The sequence below is a fragment of the Peribacillus sp. P4_B1 genome (genome assembly GCF_056402395.1).
Map to the genome: position 1 here is coordinate 39,249 of NZ_JBFUHM010000002.1, position 22,402 is coordinate 61,650.

The window sequence follows — 22,402 nt, forward strand, 5'->3', positions numbered from 1 at the left end:
AAAAGATAGGTGATTGTAATGCCAGAACTTCCAGAAGTGGAAACAGTCAAAAGAACGTTAGAGCAGCTCGTACTTGGAAAAGAGATTAAGGAAGTGTCCGTCTTCTGGCCAAAGATCATTAAAGCGCCTGAGCCTGTCGAACAGTTTCAGGATGCTTTAAGAGGGCAAACGATTCAGAGTATAGGCCGTCGGGGCAAGTTCCTCATTTTCACCTTGGATGATTATTCGATGGTTTCGCATTTAAGGATGGAGGGGAAATACGGGGTGCATCCAAAAGAAGAGCCATACGATAAGCATACACATGTGATCTTCACTTTCACGGATGGCAGTGAGCTTCGGTACAGGGATGTCCGGAAATTCGGAACGATGCACCTATTTGCCAAAGGAGAAGAGTTTGAGCAGTTGCCGCTGCTGCATTTAGGGCCTGAACCGTTATCTGAAGATTTTACTGTCGAGGGGCTAAGTGCGAAATTGGCCAAAACCAACAGGAAAATCAAGCCGGTTCTCCTTGATCAAACGGTTGTCGTTGGAATTGGGAATATATATGTGGACGAGTCATTATTCCGTTCCGGTATCCATCCGGAGAGAATAGCTTCTTCACTATCCTTGCAGGAAATCAAAAAGTTGCATGCGGAAATCATTGCAACATTGGGTGAAGCGGTGGAAAAGGGTGGGAGTACGATTCGTTCATACCTCAACTCTCAAGGGCAAATCGGCATGTTTCAGTTGGAACTGAATGTCTATGGACGAAAGGGCGAGGAATGCAAAACATGCGGCACGCCACTTGAAAAGCTGGTTGTTGCAGGACGCGGCACACATATTTGCCCGTTGTGCCAGCCGCTTATTTAACTAATGTTTTTTAAAACACATCGGATGGGCTCCTACCATATACTAGGGTAGCAACGAGAAGGGAAGGAGTAATATTCCGATGTGGCTACAAATTATTTTTCTTGCTTTTGCAGTTAGTATTGACGGATTTGGCGTAGGTTTGACTTTCGGTATGCGGAAGATGAAAATCCCCTTAAAGTCAATAGCGGTCATTTCATTTTGTTCTGCTTTGAGTTTAGGCATAGCGATGGTCATCGGTCAATTCATCAGTCAGCTCATATCTATCGGGGCGGCTGAAAAAACCGGGGGCATCATCCTCATCTTTCTTGGTGCCTGGATGGTATATCAATACTTTAGGCCTGACAAAGATTTGAAAGATGATAGATATCATGAAAAAATCATCTTTAATTTTGAAATTAAATCACTTGGGGTAGCCATTAATATTTTACAAAAACCATTGAATGCCGATTTTGATAAATCAGGTACGATTACGGGGGTTGAAGCGCTTGTTTTGGGGTTTGCACTTTCACTGGATGCGTTCGGGGCTGGAGTCGGAGCAGCCATGATCGGGATTTCACCGATTATCCTCGCAGTATGCATCGCTGTTATGAGTTCAATTTTCATTTGGAGCGGACTGCAAAGCGGGAAATTGCTTTCGAATAATAAAGTTATCCAGCATTTAACCTTTCTTCCAGGTGTACTTTTAATTATAATCGGCTTATTCAAGTTATGATACATGGTTTAAAAGGGGGAGCATATGGGACAAATCATCGGAATCACTGGAGGCATCGCCAGCGGGAAAAGCAGTGTCAGCCTCTATTTACAGGAACTCGGATTCACGATTGTAGATGCAGATCTGGTTTCCCGTGCTGTCGTTGAGCCAGGTGAAGACGCCTATCATCAAGTTGTGGAGGCGTTTGGAGAAGATATCTTATTGGCGGATGGGAATATAGATCGCGTAAAGCTTGGGTCGATAATATTTCATGATCAGGAAAAGAGATTGCTATTGAATGGCATCGTTCACCCTGCCGTCAGGAATTGGATGCGCCTCAAAACGGAAGAGGCACTCGCTGCAGGGGAAGAAACGGTATTCATGGATATTCCGCTCTTATTTGAAAGTAAGCTGACATTCATGGTGGAAAAGACGCTTTTGATATATGTCGATGAACAAGTTCAATTGGAACGTTTAATGAACAGGAATGGTCTATCGGAGAAGGATGCGCTTGCCAGGATCCATTCTCAGATGCCCTTGGCTGATAAAAAGGCTTTAGCGGATGCCGTCATCGATAATAATGGGGACATTAAGGAAACGAAGAAGCAGGTGAAGGCCCTGCTTAGCGAATGGCATGTCATATAGTTGTGATAAAAGGAAGAAATCTTCGGGTTTCTTCCTTTTGTGTTGAAAAAATAAAACAATCCGCATTTTTATTAGCACAATTCCATTGAATTATGTTATACTAATTACATGTGAGAGGTAATAAGTATAACATTAATATTTTCAGGAGGGTCCGAACAATGAATTCAAGAATAGCAATTAACGGATTTGGGAGAATTGGAAGAATGGTTTTCCGAAAGGCCATATTAGATGAGAGTTTGGACATTGTTGCCATTAATGCAAGCTATCCTGCTGAAACTTTAGCACACTTACTAAAGTATGATACGATACATGGTAAATTCGACGGTATCATTATAGCGGAAGATGATTCACTTGTAGTGAATGGCCGCCGAGTACAATTGATAAATAACCGCGATCCAAAGCTATTGCCTTGGAAAGAGATGAACATAGATATTGTAATTGAAGCTACTGGAAAATTCAATGATCGTTCTAAAGCGGCTCTTCATTTAGAAGCAGGGGCAAAAAGGGTGATTTTATCAGCACCAGGTAAAAATGAAGACGTTACCATTGTCATGGGCGTCAATCAGGAAGTTCTGGAAATTGACAAGCATTATGTCATATCCAATGCATCTTGTACAACTAACTGTCTTGGACCGGTTGCAAAAGTGCTTGATGAAAAATTCGGCATTAATAATGGTTTAATGACAACGATACATTCTTATACAAATGATCAAAATAATATCGATAACCCGCACAAAGACTTAAGACGTGCTCGTGCCGCTGCGGAAAGCATCATTCCTACGACGACAGGAGCTGCAAAAGCGATCTCATTGGTGTTGCCTCAATTAAAAGGCAAGCTTCACGGAATGGCGATACGCGTACCGACACCTAACGTGTCCCTAGTCGACCTTGTTGTGGATTTAAACTGTGATGTCACGATTGATGAAGTGAATCAAGCGTTCATCGACGCTTCAGAAAATGAACTTAAAGGGATCATGGAATTCACGATGGAACCTTTGGTTTCCAGTGATTTCAAAACTAATCCTCACTCTGCCATCATCGATGGTTTGACAACGATGATGATTGGTGACAGGAAAGTTAAAGTCCTGGCTTGGTATGATAATGAGTGGGGTTACTCCAACCGGGTAGTGGACCTTGTAAAATTAGTTGCATCCGAGTTGAAAAAAACTTCCGAAGTTGAATTATCAGTAAAATAATGAAAAAATCGAGCCTGCTAAATTTTTTAGCGGGCCCAGTTTGTAGACAAAAAGGTTTCGGAGTGGCCACATTCCGAAACCTTTTTGATTTTTTATTGGATTTGAAGCAGTTAGAGAGAATAGTGACCCAGCGCATACCGTGCTTTTCCTTTGCATCTGCGGAAACACTCCTGGTTTTCCAACTTTCTGGAATCACTGGTTCAACCAGAGGCTCTAAGATATGACGATCATGCGTATCGTCCCCAACACAAATGCATTGAAGTTCGATGCTGCATGAAACGAATAGGCAAACTTGTTTTGTTCGTTCATCTTTCACATAGTAGCTACTCTTCAGGATTAGTTGAACTGTCCTTAATCCCCTTGTTCTCTGCCTTAAATAGACTAAAGGATTCTATCTTAAAACAAAGTGATTGGAGCGGGTGTTCGAGGCTCCTTTCGGGGAAAGCGCGTCAAAGGGAGACCCCACAGGCGCAATGGCGGACCGCGAGTGCCCCACGTTCCAATAAACGGCCAAATATTAAAAACATAAAAAACAGTAGACAAACTCAATTATTATCGAGTTTGTCTATCTGCTGAATTTTTTTAGCAGACTATTTTTAATTCATTGATCATCAATTTCTGGCTGCCTTATGGCGCTGAATAAACACACGAAAACAGAATTTGCCCCACATTCGGACCTCCCCCATATCTTTATTACATAAAAAGTTTATCTATCCAAAAATTCAATTTGGAGTTGCAAAAAAAATTTAAACCATATATACTATGAATCGTGAACTTCTTCAAAAGCGGTTTGCATGATGGCTACTTAAAGGGTTAGGACCTCTTTGGACTAACTTTCCCCCGTGGTAGTTATCAGACTTATTTTTTAATCATGGTAAGGGGGAAGCTTAATATGGAAACTGCTTACACTATGGAAACTATGGGTAGACATGTCATTTCTGAACTTTGGGGTTGTGACTTTGAGAAACTGAACAATATCGATTTGATTGAAAAGATTTTTGTTGATGCTGCTTTAAAATCAGGTGCAGAGGTACGAGAAGTTGCCTTTCACAAGTTTGCTCCACAAGGAGTTAGTGGGGTTGTCATCATTTCTGAATCACACTTAACGATTCACAGTTTTCCTGAACACGGCTATGCCAGCATTGATGTCTATACATGCGGTAACTTGGATCCGAATATTGCGGCAGATTATATTGCAGAAGCTTTGAATGCGCAAACACGCGAGAACATAGAATTACCACGTGGATTAGGTCCTGTACAAATGAAAAAAGCCAATATAAGTGCCCTATAAAAAACACGTATACACAGAGATGCCATGGGTGCATCTCTTTTTTAATGCAATGAATCCGATCTTGCTTCAATTTATAAGGGTAAGTATCCCAGAGCACAAAGACTTTGATAACGGTGCTTCTAGTGCGTGATAAAAAGTGCCTGCTGCTGGAAGTTACACTTTTTACTTGTACTGGCCGTTCCTTTTAATATAAGATTAAGATAGAAAAGTAATTCCTTGGGGAACATTTAGATAGGGGAGTCCTACATAAAATACGGAGCTGATAATGATGAAATGCCCATCATGTCAATATAACGGAACAAGAGTGCTCGATTCCAGGCCAGTCGATGAAAGTAAATCGATTCGACGACGCCGTGAATGTGAGGCATGTGGTTTTCGATTCACGACATTTGAAAAGGTGGAGGAAACACCGCTCATTGTAGTGAAAAAAGGCGGTACACGGGAAGAGTTCAGTCGTGATAAAATCCTGCGTGGCTTAATCAGGGCTTGCGAAAAACGTCCGGTTCCCTTGAAAGAACTAGAGCAAATTACCAGTTATGTAGAAAAAGAACTACGCAACCAGGGCATATCGGAAGTGAAAAGCGACAGTGTCGGCGAAATGGTGATGGACAAGCTGGCAGAAGTCGATGAGGTTGCCTATGTTAGATTCGCATCCGTCTATCGACAATTTAAAGATATCAATGTCTTTATCGATGAATTGAAAGATTTAATAAATAAAGAAAGAAAGTAGAGCTGAAGATTTACTTTGGCTCTTTTTTCACTACATCTTTTGAAAGGTTTGAATGGAGATGTCAATGCATTGGCAAGAATTGCTCCCAGCTGATTCATATTTGGTCTCATCTGCGGGGCTGCTTCATGATTATGATCGGAAAATACTTACCCGACTTTATCAACCTCTTATTGGACCTATCTGTATTAGCCTATATATGACGTTATGGAGTGAGTTGGAGGAAAACAGGCTATGGTCGGAAACCTCCTCACATTATCAATTAATGAATACAATCGGCCTTAAGTTAGGTGATATTTACGAAGCCCGGCTTTTACTTGAGGGAATCGGTTTGTTGAATGTATATAAGAAATCGAAAAATGAGACAAAGGAATTTATCTATGAGATAAATCCGCCGCTTTCCCCCCAACAGTTCTTCACGGATGGAATGCTGAATATCTATTTATACAAAAAGATCGGTAAAGCACAATTCAACCGGTTAAAGAGATTCTTTTGTGATGATCATATCTTAACGGATCAATATGAAGGTGTGACTAAATCTTTTGCGGAGGTATTCTCATCAGATCATTTGGACTCTTTATATGTAACGGATGAAGCAAAAAACGAATGGAACCCCATTCCTGATCAGCAATATATCGACCGGACGGATGGTGTCGAGCCTTCGGGGTTTGACAACTTATTCGATTTTGAACTTTTATTAGCCGGGATGAAATCTTCGATCGTACCGAAAAAGGCCTTTACTCCGAAAATTAAAAGTACGATTGCCAAACTTGCTTTTTTATATGGCATTGATCCGCTTGAAATGCAAAAACTAGTAATGGATGCCGTTTCATTGGATGATGAGATCGATGAGGAAATGCTCAGGAAGGCGGCAAGGGACTGGTATCAGATTGAACGGCAGGCAGACATGCCTTCCCTGGTCAATCGAGTGCAGCCGATTCGTGAACGGACACAAAAAGAAGAACCGAAAACACAGGAACAAGAGCTAATCCGGCATTTGGAGACGATATCCCCACGGGAGCGGCTGATGCAATTGTCCGGCGGTGCAGAGCCATCAAGCGGTGATTTGAAAGTGGTGGAGGGCGTGATGATCAACCAAAAGCTGAATCCTGGTGTCGTCAATGTCTTGATTGAATATGTCATGCTCAAAACGGATATGAAGTTCACGAAGGGCTATGTGGAAAAATTGGCAGGCCATTGGGCACGGCTGAAGGTCTCCACCGTCATCGAGGCGATGGAACTAGCTAAAAATGAACACCGGAAATATCAGGACTGGGCTCAAGGGAGCAGGAATGCTGCGAAGGGCGGCCGGAAAAAGACGATACGGGAAGAAGTGGTTCCGGAGTGGCTTGAGAAAAAAGAAGAAGCACAGCAAGAGCTGAATGCGGATCAGCCCGAATTGAATGCCCAGAAACGTGAGCTTCAGGAAAAATGGAAGCAGTGGAAAGCAGGAGGTGAAATGAACGATGGAAAAGATTAATAGATCCCTGAATAAATTGGCCAATACAAACCAATTTCAACAGCGTTATGAAAAGCTGAAACAAGAGATTTTTGAAGATGAACAGGTGCGGTTATTTTTGAATGCCAACAGTTCGACGGTCACGGAAGACATGATCGAAAAAAACTTGGGGAAGCTTTATGAGTTCACTTCACAAAGCAATAAGTGCGATAAATGTCCAAGCTTGGACGGCTGCATCAATATGATGCAGGGGTATTATCCCAAATTGGTCGTTCAAGGGAAGGCCCTGAATCTGCATTATGAAATCTGCCCGCGGAAATTGGCAGAGGATGAAAAGCGGAAACGTGAAAAATTGATCCGCAGCCTTTACGTGCCGAAGGATATTTTAAAGGCGACCATTGACGACTTCACTCAAACGGATGATCAAAACAAACGCTTAGGTGTTTTAAGTAAAGCGATGTCGTTCATTATGGAGTATGAACCAGGCAAAAGGCAAAAAGGCTTATATATATATGGTAAATTCGGTGTTGGGAAAACGTATTTATTAGGTGCGATTGCCAATGAACTTGCAGAAAGGCAAATTTCCTCCCTTATTGTCTATGTACCTGACTACTTGAGGGAACTTAAGGGTTCGATAGGTGACAATACGGTCAATGAAAAAATTGAGATGGTGAAAACGGCACCGATCCTCATGCTGGATGATATTGGAGCGGAGTCCATGACAAGCTGGGGACGCGATGAGGTTTTTGGCCCGATTTTGCAATTTAGAATGCTGGAAAACCTTCCGACGTTTTTCACTTCGAATTTTGACATGAATGGCCTGGAGAATCACCTGACCTTTTCACAGCGTGGTGAAAAGGAAGAAGTGAAGGCGGCCAGGGTACTGGAAAGAATTCAATATTTAGCGGAGCCGGTCAAGCTTGATGGCGTGAATCGGAGAAGATGAAGAAAAGTGGTCTCTTAATGGAGGTCACTTTTTTCTTCTTACAAGGTCCATCCCACTTCTAAACACGTCCCCATCCCCATATACATGAAAAAAGAAGCAAGGGGGAAGGGGGGATGTCGTAGTGCAAATTTCGTTTCAAAACGATTCAGAGGCATTGAAATTACTGGATTTCGTTTCTGTCCATCCACTGGGGGCAGAATTTCAAGCATACATTCGATTTCTTCCGCAACAAGGCATGCATGTGGATTTGACGGAGTCTTCAGGTGATAAGTGGCTAATTCTGCTTCGAGATGCATTTCATTCTTTTTTATTGGAAGAAAAGACGCTTCCTGTTCTGGAGCAAATAATAGTCGGTAAATTTTTTTATAGGGAACGGGAAGAAATTGAAGCCATCATTGAAATTGCATCATCAATCATCGAGGTGGAAAGAGCCAGGAATCAAGAGGAGGCATTCAGTACGGAGAAACGATTGATTGAGGAAGGACTTCAAAGCATCTTGGCTGGAAAGGTATCTTTTTCATTCGATTCTTTTACGACCTTCCGTTTAAAATCATTTCAGCAAACTTTGGAAAAGTATGTCGTCAAGGCGATTGATGAATACAAGCTGGAACAGGACTATCAAAATTTCATTGCCACTCTCCGTGATTGCCTTCATGGGCAGGAGTCGAAATTAAGAAAGCTTCACTTGGTCAACCGGGATGGTTTTCATTTCTATGATCAGAAATTCAGCAAACTCGACCGTCCAAAAATCAATAGTATGATCGACAGGAGGCTTCTTGCAAAAAGTTCACTTTTTCTTGATACGGTGATACTTGCCCCGCTTTTATCGATTGCTCCCGAAAACTTATGCATATATACCGATGACAAGGAAGAAGGGCTGATTCAGACCATTTCAAGGATTTTCGAAGAACGGGCGACCGTCCTGCCGCTTTCGTCCTTTTCAAATGCATTTGAATAATCTTTCTTCGTAAAAAGAAAATTAACCTTGATTTTCACTGTATAACAAATTATAATTTCCTACATACTATTAAAAAACTAAAAGTTATGATGAGGACAAGGGTATTCTAATCGCCGATTATCAGAGAGGGGAGCCAACAGGCTGTAAGCTTCCTATTCGCATGGAACACTTACCACCTTTAAACTTCGGCTCGGAAAGCAGGCATTTTGCGAATATGAGCTGACGGGAAGCTGCCGTTACCAAGTTACAAGTGCCGTTTTGCCGTGAAAAGCAAGATGGAACGAGGGTGGAACCGCGGGTTAATGATATTTATTACTAAGCTCGTCCCTGTTTTATACAGGGGCGGGCTTTTTGTGTTGTAATGGAATCAAAAACCCTTAAATTTGTTTGAACAATAAGAAGGAGTGAAACGGAATGTCTGAATTACTGAAAATATCTTTTCCTGACGGAGCGGTCAAGGAGTTTGCTAAAGGCACAACAACTGAAGAAATCGCTGCATCCATCAGTCCTGGTTTAAGGAAAAAATCCATTGCTGGAAAATTCAATGGTGAATTATATGATTTGAAACGCCCGATTGAACAAGACGGCACAATCGAAATCGTAACACAGGACGCAGCGGATGCTCTTGAAATATTGCGTCACAGTACAGCACACTTGATGGCACAAGCGATCAAACGGTTGTATAAAAACGCCAAATTCGGTGTAGGGCCAGTCATTGAGGGCGGTTTTTACTACGATATGGATCTGGAGGAATCATTGACTCCTGAAGACCTACCATTGATTGAAAAAGAAATGAAGAAAATCGTCAACGAAAACTTGGAAATTTCCCGCATCGAAGTGAGTCGTGATGAGGCCATTTCCCGTTTTAAAGAAATAGGCGACGAGTATAAACTGGAGTTGATCGATGCGATTCCAGCCGATCAGCAAGTAACGCTCTATGAACAAGGGGAATTCTTTGACCTTTGCCGTGGAATTCACGTTCCATCAACTGGAAAAATCAAAGAATTCAAGCTATTGAGCATCGCTGGTGCATACTGGAGAGGCGATAGCAAAAACAAAATGCTTCAGCGCATTTACGGAACGGCTTTCTATAAAAAAGAAGATTTAGCCGAACACCTGCGTTTCCTCGAAGAAGCGAAGGAACGTGACCACCGTAAAATCGGCAAAGAATTGAACTTGTTCATGAGCTCACAAAAAGTGGGGCAAGGATTGCCGATGTGGTTGCCAAAAGGCGCGACAATCCGCCGGACAATCGAAAGGTATATCGTGGATAAGGAAGAACGCCTTGGTTACGACCATGTCTACACACCTGTAATGGGAAGCGTGGACCTTTATAAAACTTCTGGACACTGGGATCATTACCAGGACGGCATGTTCCCTGTCATGGAAATGGAAAACGAACAGCTTGTCCTGCGTCCGATGAACTGTCCGCATCACATGATGGTCTATAAAAACAGCATCCACAGCTACCGCGAACTGCCAATCCGGATTGCCGAGCTTGGCTTGATGCACCGCTATGAAATGTCAGGTGCCCTTTCCGGCCTTCAGCGTGTACGTGGGATGACATTGAATGATGCGCACATATTCGTCCGTCCAGATCAAATCAAAGAAGAGTTCAAGCGTGTTGTGAACCTGGTTCAGGAAGTATATAAAGATTTCGATATCAAGGATTATTCATTCCGTCTGTCATATCGCGATCCGCAGGATACAGAAAAATATTTCGATGATGATTCCATGTGGGAAAAAGCACAAAGCATGTTAAAAGGTGCTATGGATGAACTTGGTCTTGATTATTTTGAAGCGGAAGGTGAAGCGGCATTCTACGGTCCTAAGCTTGATGTCCAGGTTCGTACTGCCTTAGGGAAAGATGAAACGCTTTCCACTGTTCAGCTTGACTTCTTGCTCCCTGAACGTTTTGATCTTAATTATGTCGGTGAAGACGGCAAGCAGCACCGTCCGGTTGTAATCCACCGCGGGGTCGTTTCCACAATGGAACGTTTCGTCGCTTACTTGATCGAAGAATACAAGGGAGCATTCCCGACTTGGCTGGCACCTATCCAAGCACAAGTGATTCCGGTCTCACCTGAAGTGCACCTGGATTATGCGAAAGAAGTGCAGGAAAAACTTAAAGCGCAAGGCATTCGTGTCGACCTGGATACACGTGACGAGAAAATCGGTTATAAAATCCGTGAAGCACAAATGCAAAAAATCCCGTACATGCTGGTTGTTGGAGACAATGAAGCCAAAGAAGGCAGTGTGAATGTACGAAAATACGGTGAACAAAAATCGGAAACAATCGCTTTTGAAGATTTTGTTGCAGCGATTAAAGCGGAAGTAAGCCGTTAACAGCAAAAGGGGGGCACATATCGTTGTGCCCCTCTTTTTAATTAAGGCATGATAAAATGAAACCATCATGTGAATGTCCAGAAGGAGGGTCAGCATGAAAAAGAAATTTTCTTATCTATTTGGGCCAACATTCCTTGCCATCATCATCTTATTGTTATTGGATGGTTATCGGCAATATGCGATTGTCCCGGTCCTGATTTTTTGGATAGCTCTATATTCTTGGGACACCATTGAGAAAAGGAAAAAGGCGAAAGAAAACTCTTAACTTTTGATGGTTCTATCCGTAGGGACTGTAAAAAAAGAGGGAGTGGAAGAGATGGAAATTCGAAAGGCTACAAGGCAAGATGCCGGGAAATTGGCAGCTCTGATCAATCATGTTGAAGATTCCGGGTTCATGTTGTACAATCCGGGAGAAAGAAAAGCAACGGAGAGTAAATTGGAGAGGCAAATCGAGCAAATTGAAAGTAGCCCCCGCTCCGTTTTCCTCGTTGCAGCAAGCGGCGGCAACTTGATAGGGTATCTCATCTTATTGGGCAATAATCTTAGCAGAACAAAGCATTCTGCCAAAATTGTTATCGGCATCTCCGAACAAGAGAGAGGAAAAGGAGTCGGTACGAAGCTGTTTCAAAAAATGGAGGAGCAAGCACTTGAATATGAAATCCGGCGCCTTGAATTGACCGTTATTGCCAACAATGAACCGGCACTTTCCCTTTATAAAAAGATGGGTTTTGAACTAGAAGGAACGAAACGGGACTCATTATTTTTCGATGATAGCTATCATGACGAATACTATTTGTCTAAATTACTTTAAAAAACGTATTGTCAAATAACAGAATGTCTGATAATATTAATTTTGTTGTGAAAAACGTATAAAATAGCATTTGACAAGTCATCAGTGTTTATGATATATTTCTAAAGTGAATTGAATACGTGTTTGAGGAAAAGAAGAAGCACCCGCTTCTCACCTGGTTGACGCAAGCAATGCAGTTAACAGGTCATGATTTGATTATTTGGATCTTTCTGAATGAGTCTATCAGTGTGGGTGCAGCATGCATCCACACTTTTTTATTATGATTAAATCCTGTAAGCGAGTTGTGAGCGTGACCGAATTGATTCAAATATTCGTATTCGCCAATATCTTTGGAGGTGGCTAACTATTAGTAAAGACGCGATGGTAAACGAGGGCATCCGAGCCCGTGAAGTTCGTCTTATTGACCAAAACGGAGAACAACTTGGAATTAAAACGAAATTCGAAGCATTGGAAATTGCCGCTCGTGTAAATCTTGATCTAGTTTTAGTTGCTGCAAATGCAAAGCCTCCGGTAGCCCGGATCATGGACTACGGAAAACACCGCTTCGAGCAGCAAAAGAAAGACAAGGAAGCACGTAAAAATCAAAAGGTCATCAGTCTTAAAGAGGTTCGTTTGAGCCCGACGATTGAAGAACATGATTTCAATACGAAGCTTCGCAACGGTATTAAATTCCTTGAAAAAGGCGATAAGGTAAAAGCTTCTATCCGATTCAAAGGACGTGCCATTACACATAAGGAAATTGGTCAACGTGTACTCGTTCGTTTTTCTGAAGCATGTAAAGAAGTGGCTACAATCGAGCAACATCCAAAAATGGACGGACGCAGCATGTTCATTATCTTAGCACCAAAAGCTGAAAAGTAATTGTAAAGTAATTTGTAATGAGGAGGAATACCTTATGCCTAAAATGAAAACTCACCGCGGATCTGCTAAACGTTTCAAAAAGACTGGATCCGGCAAACTTAAGCGTTCTAACGCTTACACAAGCCATTTATTTGCTAACAAATCTACTAAGCAAAAGCGTAAGCTTCGCAAAGCTAGCCTTGTAAGCAAAGGTGACTTCAAACGTATTCGTCATATGCTAGACAATATTAAATAAGTTCGATTTATCGAGTTAAATAGGAGGGAAATAACATGCCACGTGTAAAAGGCGGTACTGTTACTCGCAAACGTCGTAAAAAGGTAATAAAATTAGCTAAAGGTTACTATGGCGCGAAACATATTCTTTTCAAAGTAGCTAACCAACAAGTAATGAAGTCAGGAAACTATGCTTTCCGTGACCGTCGTCAGAAAAAACGTGATTTCCGCAAACTTTGGATCACTCGTATCAACGCTGCAGCACGCATCAACGGTCTTTCTTACAGCCGTTTAATGCATGGTCTAAAGCTTGCTGGTATCGAAGTGAACCGCAAAATGCTTGCAGATCTTGCTGTTGCTGACGAACAAGCTTTTGCTCAATTAGCAACTGCTGCTAAACAACAATTAGACAAATAAGTCTGACTGATATCAGCCACTCTCTTTTCAAGAGGGTGGCTTTTTACATAGTTAAAGGAGGGGATGAGGATGCAAGTAGCATGGTTCATTGTAGCATATGTGATCATCACGAACATCATCGGGTTTGCCATAATGGGAGTAGACAAAAGGAAAGCGCGTAATCGGGAATACCGGATCAGCGAAAAGACACTTTGGTTTTGGGCGGTCATAGGTGGAGGGACAGGGTCATTTCTTGGGATGAAGCATTTCCGCCATAAGACGAAGCATGCCGCTTTCAAGTGGGGCCTGCCGATATTGATGATTCTTCAAATAGGCTTATTGATTAAGATATTCATACAATGGTAATATGTAGCCCGTATGATGTATATGCTTGTAGAAGCAGCAAAGAGTAGCTGGAGGGAGAGCATGAATGATAAACTGACACTTGTGATGAGCTACGTTCAATCTGGCAGCGTGTTTGCACCGTTGATCTTTATCACTTTTCATCTATTAAGGCAATTTTTATTCATTCCCGTCATTGTGGTTTGCATGTCCGGCGGAGTTTTATTCGGGGCAGCTTTAGGAACCATATATTCCGTAATCGGTTTGACGTTGTCCAGTATGGCCTTTTATTTCGTGATCGGCAAATTTCCGAAAACAAAGGATAAGCTGCTGCGCCTTAAGAATAAGCTGTTTGGAAACCGAAAGCTAAACAGCCGGCAAATTGCAGTACTGAGACTAATACCATTCATACATTTTTATCTTTTGTCGCTTTGCTTATTGGAATCCAATAAAGGATTGAAAAACTATTTTTATCTATCCTTCATGACTAATATCCCCGTAGCCTTCGTATACACGGTTTTTGGCCACTATATTGCAGATTTCAGTCCGACTCTGATCGTCATTATTTTATTATCATTGACCTTATTGCTATATTTATTGAGGGAGAAGCAGACGGTCGTACCATGGAAGGAATTTTTCCGTTCACATGATTAACATGGAGCCTTGAGTTCGTTTCTCAAGGCTCTTCATAACGCGCGGTATTTTTCACTATTCCAAAAATTCCTTAACTGGGCTTTTCCAATCAATGACGGCATCTGGATATTGTTTTTTTATGGCTGCCTCGATTTTTAAAAAGTCATTTCGCTTCAAGCCTTTCAGGCCTGCCACTTTTTTCGGCCATATGAAGATGGAGATGACTTCAAAGGAGCGTTCCGTCGTACCTAAATACTTTTCCCCTTCAAACATCACCCCGTTGTATGTCAGTAAAAAATTCTTTCGTATATTGGCTGTATCATCGAGCAAAAAGAATTTTTTCTGTTCATGTGCCAGCTCTAATTTTCTTTTCGGATTAAATAGGTATTTGATGACTGTATATATTAAGAAGATGATGAGAGCCAAAATAATGAACCGCATGATCAGTACCATGGAGCTACCTCCCTAAACAGAGTGATTCCCTTCATTTACGTATGGCTTTTTAATAAGTTTCATTTATTTGATATAATTTAAAGGAAGACGATAGAAAGTAGTGATGATAATGAACATAGGTAAATTATTGGACATGCAGGCGGCTTTAGATGAGCATATACAATCCAAGCATGATTTGGGTGCTGAAGACTTGGTCGAACGTAAGATACTTGCCCTTTTAGTGGAGCTTGGCGAGCTGGCTAATGAAACGAGATGTTTTAAATTCTGGAGTCTAAAAGGCCCATCTGATAAAGAAACGATTTTAGCTGAATATGTGGATGGCATTCATTTCATTTTGTCACTCGGGATCGAACGGGGATTCGTGCCGGATGTCCCATCTTCCCTCAAGGTGCAGCATAGGGATTTGACAGCTCAATTTACTGCCATTTACGGCTATATCAGTGAATTTCGCACGCAATTGACAGAGTCATCTTTCCAAAAGGTTTTTGCTGAGTATTTGCATTTAGGGGAGTTGCTTGGATTTTCGGCAATGGATGTGGAAAAAGCATATGTAAGTAAAAATGAAGTGAACTATGAACGGCAAAAGCAAGGCTACTGATTGTTAATGCAATCGATTTTCTGTATAATTATTCTTATAATGTAATTAATAGGGAGGTAAAAACATGGTTCAATTAGATGAAACGTTAAGAATGCTGCGGGATTTAACGGATGCTAAGGGCATTGCAGGAAATGAAAGTGAAGTAAGAAAAGTGATGACCGAATACATAACACCATTTGCTGATGAAATATCGACAGATGGCCTGGGAAGTTTGATTGCGAAGAAAACGGGAGATGCAAAAGGTCCGAAAATCGTCGTTACGGGGCATATGGACGAAGTCGGTTTCATGATTACCCAGATTGATGATAAAGGATTTTTGCGTTTTCAGCCGGTAGGAGGCTGGTGGTCACAGGTCATGCTGGCCCAACGCGTGACGATCGTTACAAGTAAAGGTGATGTAACTGGAATTATCGGTTCCAAGCCACCACATATCCTGTCAGCGGAGGCGAGGAAAAAGCCGATTGATATTAAGGATATGTTTATTGATATTGGTGCAGCAAGCAAAGAAGAAGTTAGCGAATGGGGTGTGAAGCCAGGGGATATGGTTGTGCCATATTTTGAATTCACGGTCATGAATAATGAAAAGATGCTGCTTGCCAAAGCCTGGGACAATCGAATTGGCTGTGCAATTGCCATTGATGTGCTTAAACAGCTGAAAGATAGCGACCATCCTAATGTAGTTTATGGAATTGGAGCGGTGCAAGAAGAGGTCGGCCTGCGTGGTTCTAAAACATCCACATTCAAAATTCAGCCGGATATCGGTTTTGCCGTCGATGTCGGCATAGCTGGTGATACACCGGGGGTAACCGAAAAAGAAGCGATGAGTAAGATGGGGGAAGGCCCGCAAATCGTCATCTATGATTCATCGATGGTGGCACATAAGGGATTACGTGATTTCGTCACCGACACGGCTGATGAAATGAATATTCCTTATCAATATGAATCGATTCCAGGTGGTGGGACGGATGCCGGCTCCATCCATTTGACGGCAAATGGAGTACCTGCTCTGGCGATCACGATTGCCACACGCTACATTCATTCACACGCAGCAATGCTTCACAGGGATGATTATGAGAATGCCGTTAAGCTCATTGTCGAAGTGATCAAACGGCTGGACCGTGAAGCGGTAGATCGAATCATTTACGAGTAAGATAGTGAAATATGAAAATGGAGAGGGCCTAATTAGGTCCTCTCCATTTTTTCCTCATTTCTATTTATCTTCGACGATTATATAGACTGCTTTGATGGGCCCATGGACGCCTACGACAAGATCCATTTCGATATCGGCGGAATTGCTCGGTCCTGTTATGAAATTAATGCAGGAAGGAACGATTTCGCCCCGGGTTACTTTCGAACGAATGGCCGCCGCAGCTTGGGTCATTCGCGGAACGATAGTGCTTTTTGGGATGATGGAAACATGGCAGGAAGGAAGGAAGCTGATGGAACGGCCGTGGTCCTTGTCGCTGAACAAGACGACGGTCGCTGATTCAGCTAGTGTCATTTCACTGAATGTGATTCCAATGTTAGCACTCTCGGCTTTCTCGATATTTTCTTTCCCTGCTTGGTGATCCCATACATGGACATCTTTTTCCTTTAAGATATCCTCTAACTTATAGGCAGAAAATCGATCGTCCTTAGGGATGATCAAGGGGCCATTTCCAAGTTCCTCGATCACCTGTTTTAAACACTGCAGCACTTGCTTGGAGTCGGTAAGGTGAAACTGAGTATGTACCCGTTTACATTGCTCCTCCAATTCCGCGACAAGATCATTTGGTGTCGCATGTTTCAAAACTTCTTTTTGGGGGGCATGTTTCCATACGGGAACGGAAATGCCTTCCGTAATAGGAGCCCTTCCCAGGTTTTTGGCTATATTGTTTAAAAATGTCCCTTCATTGTGGATGGTTCCATTCATGATGGTTTCCCTCCTGTTTCCCGATTTTTGAACCAGTCCCGAAAGCTCTCTTTCCCTGGAGCAGGGAACTCGCGGCTTTCTGTCCAAGTTTTGAGTGGTCCCGGTCCTTTTGAGATGATATCCCCAGTTTTAAAAGGAGACATCGCTGATGGGGCCATTTTGGAACCGAACTTATAAAGCATAGGCGAGGCCGCACCGATTCCAAAAGCCTTCATGGCCATCTTTTCTGTAAATGGCGCCATTTTTTCCTTTTCAACGATGACTTCACGATGCTTCCTCAGTAAATCGTGAAGAGGGATCTTTACCGGGCAGGCATCAGTACAGGCAGCACAAAGGGTTGAGGCATACGGCAGCTCCTTGAAATCATCATACCCTCCGAGCAAGGGTGAAAGCACAGCACCGATTGGTCCAGGATATATTGAACCATATGAATGGCCGCCAACCTGGCGATAGACCGGGCATACATTTATACAGGCAGCACAGCGAATACATTGAAGAACGGATTGAAATTCAGTTCCTAAAATGGAGGAACGTCCATTATCTACGATCACAAGGTGGAATTCCTCAGGTCCGTCTACATCGCCTTCATCACGCGGACCGGTAAGTGCGGTGATGTAACTGGTCAATCTTTGACCGACAGCGCTTCTTGTCAATAAACTGACAAGGACTTCGAATTCATCGAATGTAGGCACAAGCCGTTCCATTCCCATCACGGTGATTTGCGTTTTTGGAAGGGCAGTGACCAAATCGGCGTTTCCTTCATTCGTCACCAAACCGATCGAGCCCGTTTCCGCAATCGCAAAGTTGCAGCCGGTAATTCCCACATCGGCGTTTAAGAAATCTTTCCGGAGAATGCCCCGGACATGGGCGGTTAGCTCTTCCGGTTTTTCAGTTTGCGTATACGCAAGCTTCTCTTTAAAAACATCTCTTATCTGTTCTTTATTTTTATGGAGAGCAGGTGCCACGATATGGGAAGGGGGATCATGATCATCCACTTGTAAAATGTATTCACCAAGGTCCGTTTCAACGACATCGAGGCCAACTGCTTCCAAAGTTGCATTCAAATTGATCTCTTCCGTGACCATCGATTTGGATTTCACGACTTTTTTGGCATTCTTCTTTACAATGACATCTTTGATGTAGCCGCTTGCTTCCTCAGCCGTTTCAGCGAAGAAGACATGACCGCCCCTTTTCGAAACGTTTTCTGCAAGCTGGTGCAAATAGAAATCAAGGTTGCTGAGCACATGCTGCCGGATTTCTTCCCCAAGGGAACGCCAATCCTCCCAGCTTCCCAATTCATCAACGGCCGTCAGCCGCCGTCCGTGTAATCGTTCTTGGGCACTCGAAACGGCCAAACGCATAAAATCATTATGTATTCCTTCATCCACCCGGTCTTTAAACTTGGCAGAGCTGGTTTTCATAGCCATCGTCTTTCCCTCCTCGCTTTCTTTAAATACTATTCAGGACTTCCGCAATATGGAGCACTTTCACCGGTTGCCCCTTCCTTTGGATCCGTCCACCGATATTCATCAAACATCCTGCATCCCCGCCTATTAAAATATCTGCCCCGGTATCTTCAATATTGCAGACTTTTTCCTCCACCATTTGCCCGGAAATGTCACCCATCTTAACTGAAAAGGTTCCCCCGAATCCGCAGCAATTTTGAGCATCTGGCAGAGGTGTCATTTCCAGTCCCTTAACATGGCTTAACAAAATGAAAGGTGCCTCCTTCACCTTAAGCAGTCGTGTCATATGGCATGAAGTATGATAAGTGGCCTTTCCCTTAAGGGTCGCCCCGACATCGGTCACTTTTAAGACATCCACGATGAATTGGGTCAATTCATATGTTTTATCCGCTAATGAGGCTGCTTTCTTTTCCCATTCGGCCTCGCCTTTGAAAAGGACCGGATACTCTTTGAACATCGCTGCACAGGAACCGGAAGGGGTTACGATATATTCAGCATCGGCAAACGTTTTAATCATCTTCTTCATAGCTTCCTTCGAATCCTTCGTATACCCGCTATTATATGCCGGCTGTCCACAGCATATCTGGGATTCCGGGAAATCGATCTCACAGCCTAATCTTTCGAGTAGCTCCACTGTTGCCTTACCGACATTGGATTGAAACAAATCAACTAAACATGTTGCAAAGAGAGTAACTTTCAATCTGAACTCCTCCTTTTTCGAATAGGTTAACAGGTCATCTGATGACTGGAAAATAGAAAAAGGAAATGGTTAAGAGAATAAACCAATTTCCAATATTTAAATGTAGTAATCATTTTCAAAGTAATATATCAATTTTATCTTTGTTTGTATAGAGTATTTTTGAAATTTTTAAGAAAATTAACTATTCTTTTGCTGTTTTTTTTGGATGACCCGGTTCAGTGATTCCTCGACGCTTTGAAGGTGAAACAGCATGGCATTGCGGGCTCCAGCTTCATCTTGAGCCACGATTGCATCATAGATCCGCGCATGCTGCTGATAAAGCTGCTTAAGTGTCATCTCTTCGGAATAAAGCGCAACCCGACGGATATCACGCATCTTTTCCGTCATTAATTCTGAAACGTGGTTCATCAATGTAATCAGCAGCTCATTTTGTGAAGCGTTTGCCACTGCAACATGGAAGGCAATATCCGCTTTATCACTAAGTTCTTCATCGTCGGATACCTGTTCCATATCAAAAAGCCTTTCCTTGAGTTCGATAAGGTCTTCTTCCGATCTTTTCTTCGCTGCCACTTCTGCCGTCCCAGACTCAAGGATTTTTCTAACTTCCAGCAAATGCTTGATATTATCTTGATCCATCAAAAGGGCAGCAGACAAGGGATGGTTCATGATGGTAGGGTCGAAGGTTTTAACGAATGTCCCTTCCCCTTGTTTTATTTCAATGAGACCCATTGAATTTAATGCACTTAATGCTTCACGGATGGCCGGACGCCCGACTTGGAAATTTTCCGCAAGCTGCTGAATGGAATCCAATTGTTCACCTGGTTTCAGATTACCAGACCGAATCATTTCATAAAGTTCATCGCTGACTTCTTCATAAATTTTTTTCGGCTTTATTTTTTTATACACCAAGTAGTAGCACCTCTATTTTCTATGAGTTTCTCTGGTTAATATTATATAACACAAATGATCTTGCACACTTCCAGAAGGTTAAAAATTAGCAAAAAATAAAAAAAATCTTGATTTTATATTTTTAATCATTTAATTTTAATGAATACTCATCAAGTCATCAGATGACTTTGAATATTCGCATATGTAAGGGGTTTCAACTCGCAGTTGATTTCTGAAAATTTTAAAAAATCTATAGAGAATGGAGTCGAAATGAATGACATGGACACAAAACTTTACGCCGATCACCGATAATTTAGTTTTATCATCTATTGCCGCACTCATCCCAATTCTTTACTTTTTCTGGGCACTTACCATCAAACGGATGAAAGGCTACTTTGCTGGTATAACGACGTTGCTTGTAGCTCTTGCAGTGGCAGTATTGATATATGGAATGCCTGCAGGAAAAGCAGTGATGTCTGCTTCACAAGGAGCGGTATATGGGCTGCTCCCAATCGGATGGATAATCATCACTTCAGTATTTTTGTACAAAATGACTGTTAGAAGCGGACAATTCAATATTATTCGCTCTTCGGTGCTTTCGCTTACCGAAGACCGCCGCCTTCAGGCTTTATTGGTGGCATTTTCTTTCGGGGCCTTTTTGGAAGGTGCCGCAGGGTTTGGAGCACCTGTCGCCATTTCAGCCGCGCTTTTGGTTGGTCTCGGTTTTAACCCGCTATATGCAGCCGGGCTTTGTTTAATTGCGAACACCGCTCCGGTAGCGTTCGGGGCGGTTGGCATACCGATCATCGCCATGGAAGGCCCAACTGGCATAGCTGCCATGGAAATTTCAAAAATGGTCGGCCGTCAATTGCCATTCCTTTCGGCTTTCATCCCGCTTTATCTCATTTTGATAATGACAGGGTGGAAAAGGTCGCTCGAAGTCTTGCCAGCCATTTTGGTTTCCGGATTTTCCTTTGCCATCACCCAATACTTAAGTTCAAATTTCCTTGGGCCTGAATTACCGGACATCCTTTCTGCGTTAGTGTCACTATTTGCATTAGCGATCTTCCTTAAATTCTGGAAACCTAAAACGATCTTTCGCTTTGCATCCGAGGAAACGGCAGCAGCTGTCGAACAAATGGACGACACAGCCGAAGCGGAAACAAAGTACACGAAATGGCAGATATTCCATGCTTGGTCACCGTTCCTTCTGTTAACGGCTTTCATCACGATTTGGGGGATGAACCCAATTAAGCCGGCGCTCTCAGGGCATTATGAAGGCACCAATGTGTTGCTTGGCGGAATCAATGAAATCGGGAAACTATTAACCTTCCAAATCGAAGTGCCAGGTCTGCATAATGAAATAATAGGAAACAATGGACTGCCAATCGCCGCTTTTTATAAAATAGAGCTGCTTGGAGCAGCCGGGACCGCCATTTTGCTGGCTGCCATCGTTACGAAGTTCATAGCACAAATGTCAGCAAAAGATTTTTCGAGCACCTTTGCCGAAGCGATGAATGAGTTGGCGAAACCGATTTTGATGATTTCTTCCGTTGTGGCTTTTGCCTACGTAACGAATGCTTCAGGCATGTCGACTACACTCGGGATGACCCTGGCAAAATCGGGGGATTTGTTTCCGTTCTTTGCCCCGGTTCTAGGCTGGCTGGGTGTGTTCATTACCGGGTCGGATACATCAGCCAATCTCTTATTTGGCAGTCTTCAGAAAGTCACCGCTCTTAAAGTGGGGATGGAACCGGTCCTGGCGCTTGCGGCAAACTCATCCGGAGGGGTCACCGGAAAGATGATTTCACCCCAATCGATAGCGATTGCTTGTGCTGCCGTTGGATTGGCGGGCAGGGAATCTGAATTATTGAGATTCACGCTAAAGCATAGTTTATTCTTATTACTGCTTATTTGTGTGATCACCTTCTTGCAAAATGGCGTCCTTTCCTGGATGATTCCATAAGTATGAGGCTCCCCTTTTGGGGAGCCTCGAAATATTTTCCAAGCTCATTCAAAAA

Annotated in this window: 25 protein-coding genes, 1 pseudogene and 1 other annotated feature; of the genes and pseudogenes, 20 read left to right on the forward strand and 6 right to left on the reverse strand. The window is 42.7% G+C overall.

The window, feature by feature from the left end; genetic code table 11:
- Positions 1-18 precede the first annotated feature (18 nt).
- From mutM to AC1DVK_RS01660, 4 genes are all read left to right on the forward strand, one after another.
- The gene (mutM, locus tag AC1DVK_RS01645; protein WP_089361727.1) at positions 19-849 is read left to right on the forward strand and encodes a DNA-formamidopyrimidine glycosylase; all 831 of its coding nucleotides are present in this window, start codon (positions 19-21) and stop codon (positions 847-849) included.
- A gap of 79 nt (positions 850-928) precedes the next feature.
- Complete coding sequence (ytaF, locus tag AC1DVK_RS01650) at positions 929-1,561, forward strand: sporulation membrane protein YtaF (RefSeq protein ID WP_089361726.1); 633 nt, start codon at positions 929-931, stop codon at positions 1,559-1,561.
- 24 nt (positions 1,562-1,585) lie between these two features.
- Complete coding sequence (gene coaE, locus AC1DVK_RS01655; RefSeq protein WP_477625712.1) at positions 1,586-2,185, forward strand: dephospho-CoA kinase; 600 nt, start codon at positions 1,586-1,588, stop codon at positions 2,183-2,185.
- Between the two features lie 158 nt (positions 2,186-2,343).
- On the forward strand, positions 2,344-3,381 hold the full coding sequence (locus AC1DVK_RS01660; RefSeq protein WP_089361725.1) for a glyceraldehyde-3-phosphate dehydrogenase: 1,038 nt from the start codon (positions 2,344-2,346) through the stop codon (positions 3,379-3,381).
- A 142-nt stretch (positions 3,382-3,523) separates the two neighbouring features.
- Here the strand turns inward: AC1DVK_RS01660 and AC1DVK_RS01665 are convergent.
- Positions 3,524-3,755 (reverse strand): annotated as a pseudogene (locus AC1DVK_RS01665) (IS5/IS1182 family transposase); the annotation flags it as partial.
- Between the two features lie 536 nt (positions 3,756-4,291).
- Here AC1DVK_RS01665 and speD point away from each other — a divergent pair.
- The 13 genes from speD (at position 4,292) to AC1DVK_RS01730 (ending at position 14,385) form a co-directional block, all read left to right on the forward strand.
- Positions 4,292-4,672, forward strand: coding sequence for an adenosylmethionine decarboxylase (speD, locus tag AC1DVK_RS01670; protein ID WP_034311443.1), 381 nt, complete (start codon positions 4,292-4,294; stop codon positions 4,670-4,672).
- A 268-nt stretch (positions 4,673-4,940) separates the two neighbouring features.
- A complete protein-coding gene (gene nrdR / locus AC1DVK_RS01675) occupies positions 4,941-5,402 on the forward strand; it encodes a transcriptional regulator NrdR (RefSeq protein ID WP_034309080.1) in 462 nt (153 codons plus the stop codon).
- Positions 5,403-5,454: 52 nt separating this feature from the next.
- The gene (locus AC1DVK_RS01680; RefSeq protein ID WP_477625713.1) at positions 5,455-6,879 is read left to right on the forward strand and encodes a replication initiation and membrane attachment family protein; all 1,425 of its coding nucleotides are present in this window, start codon (positions 5,455-5,457) and stop codon (positions 6,877-6,879) included.
- A complete protein-coding gene (gene dnaI, locus AC1DVK_RS01685) occupies positions 6,866-7,804 on the forward strand; it encodes a primosomal protein DnaI (protein WP_061464344.1) in 939 nt (312 codons plus the stop codon). Before AC1DVK_RS01680 ends, dnaI begins: the two co-directional genes overlap by 14 nt.
- A gap of 121 nt (positions 7,805-7,925) precedes the next feature.
- A complete protein-coding gene (ytxC, locus tag AC1DVK_RS01690; RefSeq protein WP_477625714.1) occupies positions 7,926-8,762 on the forward strand; it encodes a sporulation protein YtxC in 837 nt (278 codons plus the stop codon).
- Positions 8,763-9,176: 414 nt separating this feature from the next.
- The gene (gene thrS, locus AC1DVK_RS01695; protein WP_061464342.1) at positions 9,177-11,108 is read left to right on the forward strand and encodes a threonine--tRNA ligase; all 1,932 of its coding nucleotides are present in this window, start codon (positions 9,177-9,179) and stop codon (positions 11,106-11,108) included.
- 94 nt (positions 11,109-11,202) lie between these two features.
- Positions 11,203-11,373, forward strand: coding sequence for a hypothetical protein (locus tag AC1DVK_RS01700; RefSeq protein WP_155727366.1), 171 nt, complete (start codon positions 11,203-11,205; stop codon positions 11,371-11,373).
- A gap of 51 nt (positions 11,374-11,424) precedes the next feature.
- The gene (locus AC1DVK_RS01705) at positions 11,425-11,919 is read left to right on the forward strand and encodes a GNAT family N-acetyltransferase (protein ID WP_410861170.1); all 495 of its coding nucleotides are present in this window, start codon (positions 11,425-11,427) and stop codon (positions 11,917-11,919) included.
- 125 nt (positions 11,920-12,044) lie between these two features.
- Positions 12,045-12,181: a sequence feature (ribosomal protein L20 leader region), on the forward strand.
- Between the two features lie 98 nt (positions 12,182-12,279).
- Positions 12,280-12,780 carry a translation initiation factor IF-3 gene (gene infC / locus AC1DVK_RS01710; protein ID WP_057911473.1) on the forward strand — a complete coding sequence of 167 codons (501 nt, stop codon included), beginning with the start codon at positions 12,280-12,282 and terminating at the stop codon, positions 12,778-12,780.
- Between the two features lie 34 nt (positions 12,781-12,814).
- Positions 12,815-13,015: a 50S ribosomal protein L35 gene (rpmI, locus tag AC1DVK_RS01715; RefSeq protein WP_034309070.1), complete on the forward strand. Its 201-nt coding sequence runs from the start codon at positions 12,815-12,817 to the stop codon at positions 13,013-13,015.
- Between the two features lie 35 nt (positions 13,016-13,050).
- Complete coding sequence (rplT, locus tag AC1DVK_RS01720; RefSeq protein WP_034309067.1) at positions 13,051-13,410, forward strand: 50S ribosomal protein L20; 360 nt, start codon at positions 13,051-13,053, stop codon at positions 13,408-13,410.
- 69 nt (positions 13,411-13,479) lie between these two features.
- Positions 13,480-13,755 (forward strand): DUF1294 domain-containing protein, encoded by a 276-nt coding sequence (locus AC1DVK_RS01725; protein ID WP_089361720.1) that lies wholly within the window; start codon positions 13,480-13,482, stop codon positions 13,753-13,755.
- Positions 13,756-13,815: 60 nt separating this feature from the next.
- Positions 13,816-14,385 (forward strand): TVP38/TMEM64 family protein, encoded by a 570-nt coding sequence (locus tag AC1DVK_RS01730; protein WP_061464339.1) that lies wholly within the window; start codon positions 13,816-13,818, stop codon positions 14,383-14,385.
- A gap of 54 nt (positions 14,386-14,439) precedes the next feature.
- On the opposite strand, the gene AC1DVK_RS01735 is transcribed toward AC1DVK_RS01730, so the two are convergent.
- On the reverse strand, positions 14,440-14,817 hold the full coding sequence (locus AC1DVK_RS01735; RefSeq protein ID WP_061464338.1) for a hypothetical protein: 378 nt from the start codon (positions 14,815-14,817) through the stop codon (positions 14,440-14,442).
- Positions 14,818-14,926: 109 nt separating this feature from the next.
- On the opposite strand from AC1DVK_RS01735, the gene AC1DVK_RS01740 reads away from it, so the two are divergent.
- Both AC1DVK_RS01740 and AC1DVK_RS01745 read left to right on the forward strand, forming a co-directional pair.
- A complete protein-coding gene (locus AC1DVK_RS01740) occupies positions 14,927-15,415 on the forward strand; it encodes a dUTP diphosphatase (protein ID WP_477625715.1) in 489 nt (162 codons plus the stop codon).
- Positions 15,416-15,479: 64 nt separating this feature from the next.
- Entirely contained in the window at positions 15,480-16,565 is a 1,086-nt protein-coding gene (locus tag AC1DVK_RS01745; RefSeq protein WP_318682307.1) for a M42 family metallopeptidase, read from the forward strand.
- 60 nt (positions 16,566-16,625) lie between these two features.
- On the opposite strand, the gene AC1DVK_RS01750 is transcribed toward AC1DVK_RS01745, so the two are convergent.
- The 4 genes from AC1DVK_RS01750 to AC1DVK_RS01765 all read right to left on the reverse strand — a co-directional run bounded on the left by AC1DVK_RS01750 (position 16,626) and on the right by AC1DVK_RS01765 (position 20,402).
- Positions 16,626-17,330, reverse strand: coding sequence for a LutC/YkgG family protein (locus AC1DVK_RS01750; protein WP_289321191.1), 705 nt, complete (start codon positions 17,328-17,330; stop codon positions 16,626-16,628).
- Positions 17,324-18,754 (reverse strand): LutB/LldF family L-lactate oxidation iron-sulfur protein, encoded by a 1,431-nt coding sequence (locus AC1DVK_RS01755; RefSeq protein WP_089361718.1) that lies wholly within the window; start codon positions 18,752-18,754, stop codon positions 17,324-17,326. The genes AC1DVK_RS01750 and AC1DVK_RS01755 overlap by 7 nt, the downstream gene beginning before the upstream one ends.
- Before the next feature lie 22 nt (positions 18,755-18,776).
- The gene (locus tag AC1DVK_RS01760; protein WP_061464334.1) at positions 18,777-19,493 is read right to left on the reverse strand and encodes a (Fe-S)-binding protein; all 717 of its coding nucleotides are present in this window, start codon (positions 19,491-19,493) and stop codon (positions 18,777-18,779) included.
- Positions 19,494-19,670: 177 nt separating this feature from the next.
- The gene (locus tag AC1DVK_RS01765; RefSeq protein WP_089361717.1) at positions 19,671-20,402 is read right to left on the reverse strand and encodes a FadR/GntR family transcriptional regulator; all 732 of its coding nucleotides are present in this window, start codon (positions 20,400-20,402) and stop codon (positions 19,671-19,673) included.
- 253 nt (positions 20,403-20,655) lie between these two features.
- Between AC1DVK_RS01765 and AC1DVK_RS01770 the strand changes: the two genes are divergently transcribed.
- Positions 20,656-22,347, forward strand: coding sequence for an L-lactate permease (locus AC1DVK_RS01770; protein WP_477625716.1), 1,692 nt, complete (start codon positions 20,656-20,658; stop codon positions 22,345-22,347).
- Positions 22,348-22,402 lie beyond the last annotated feature (55 nt).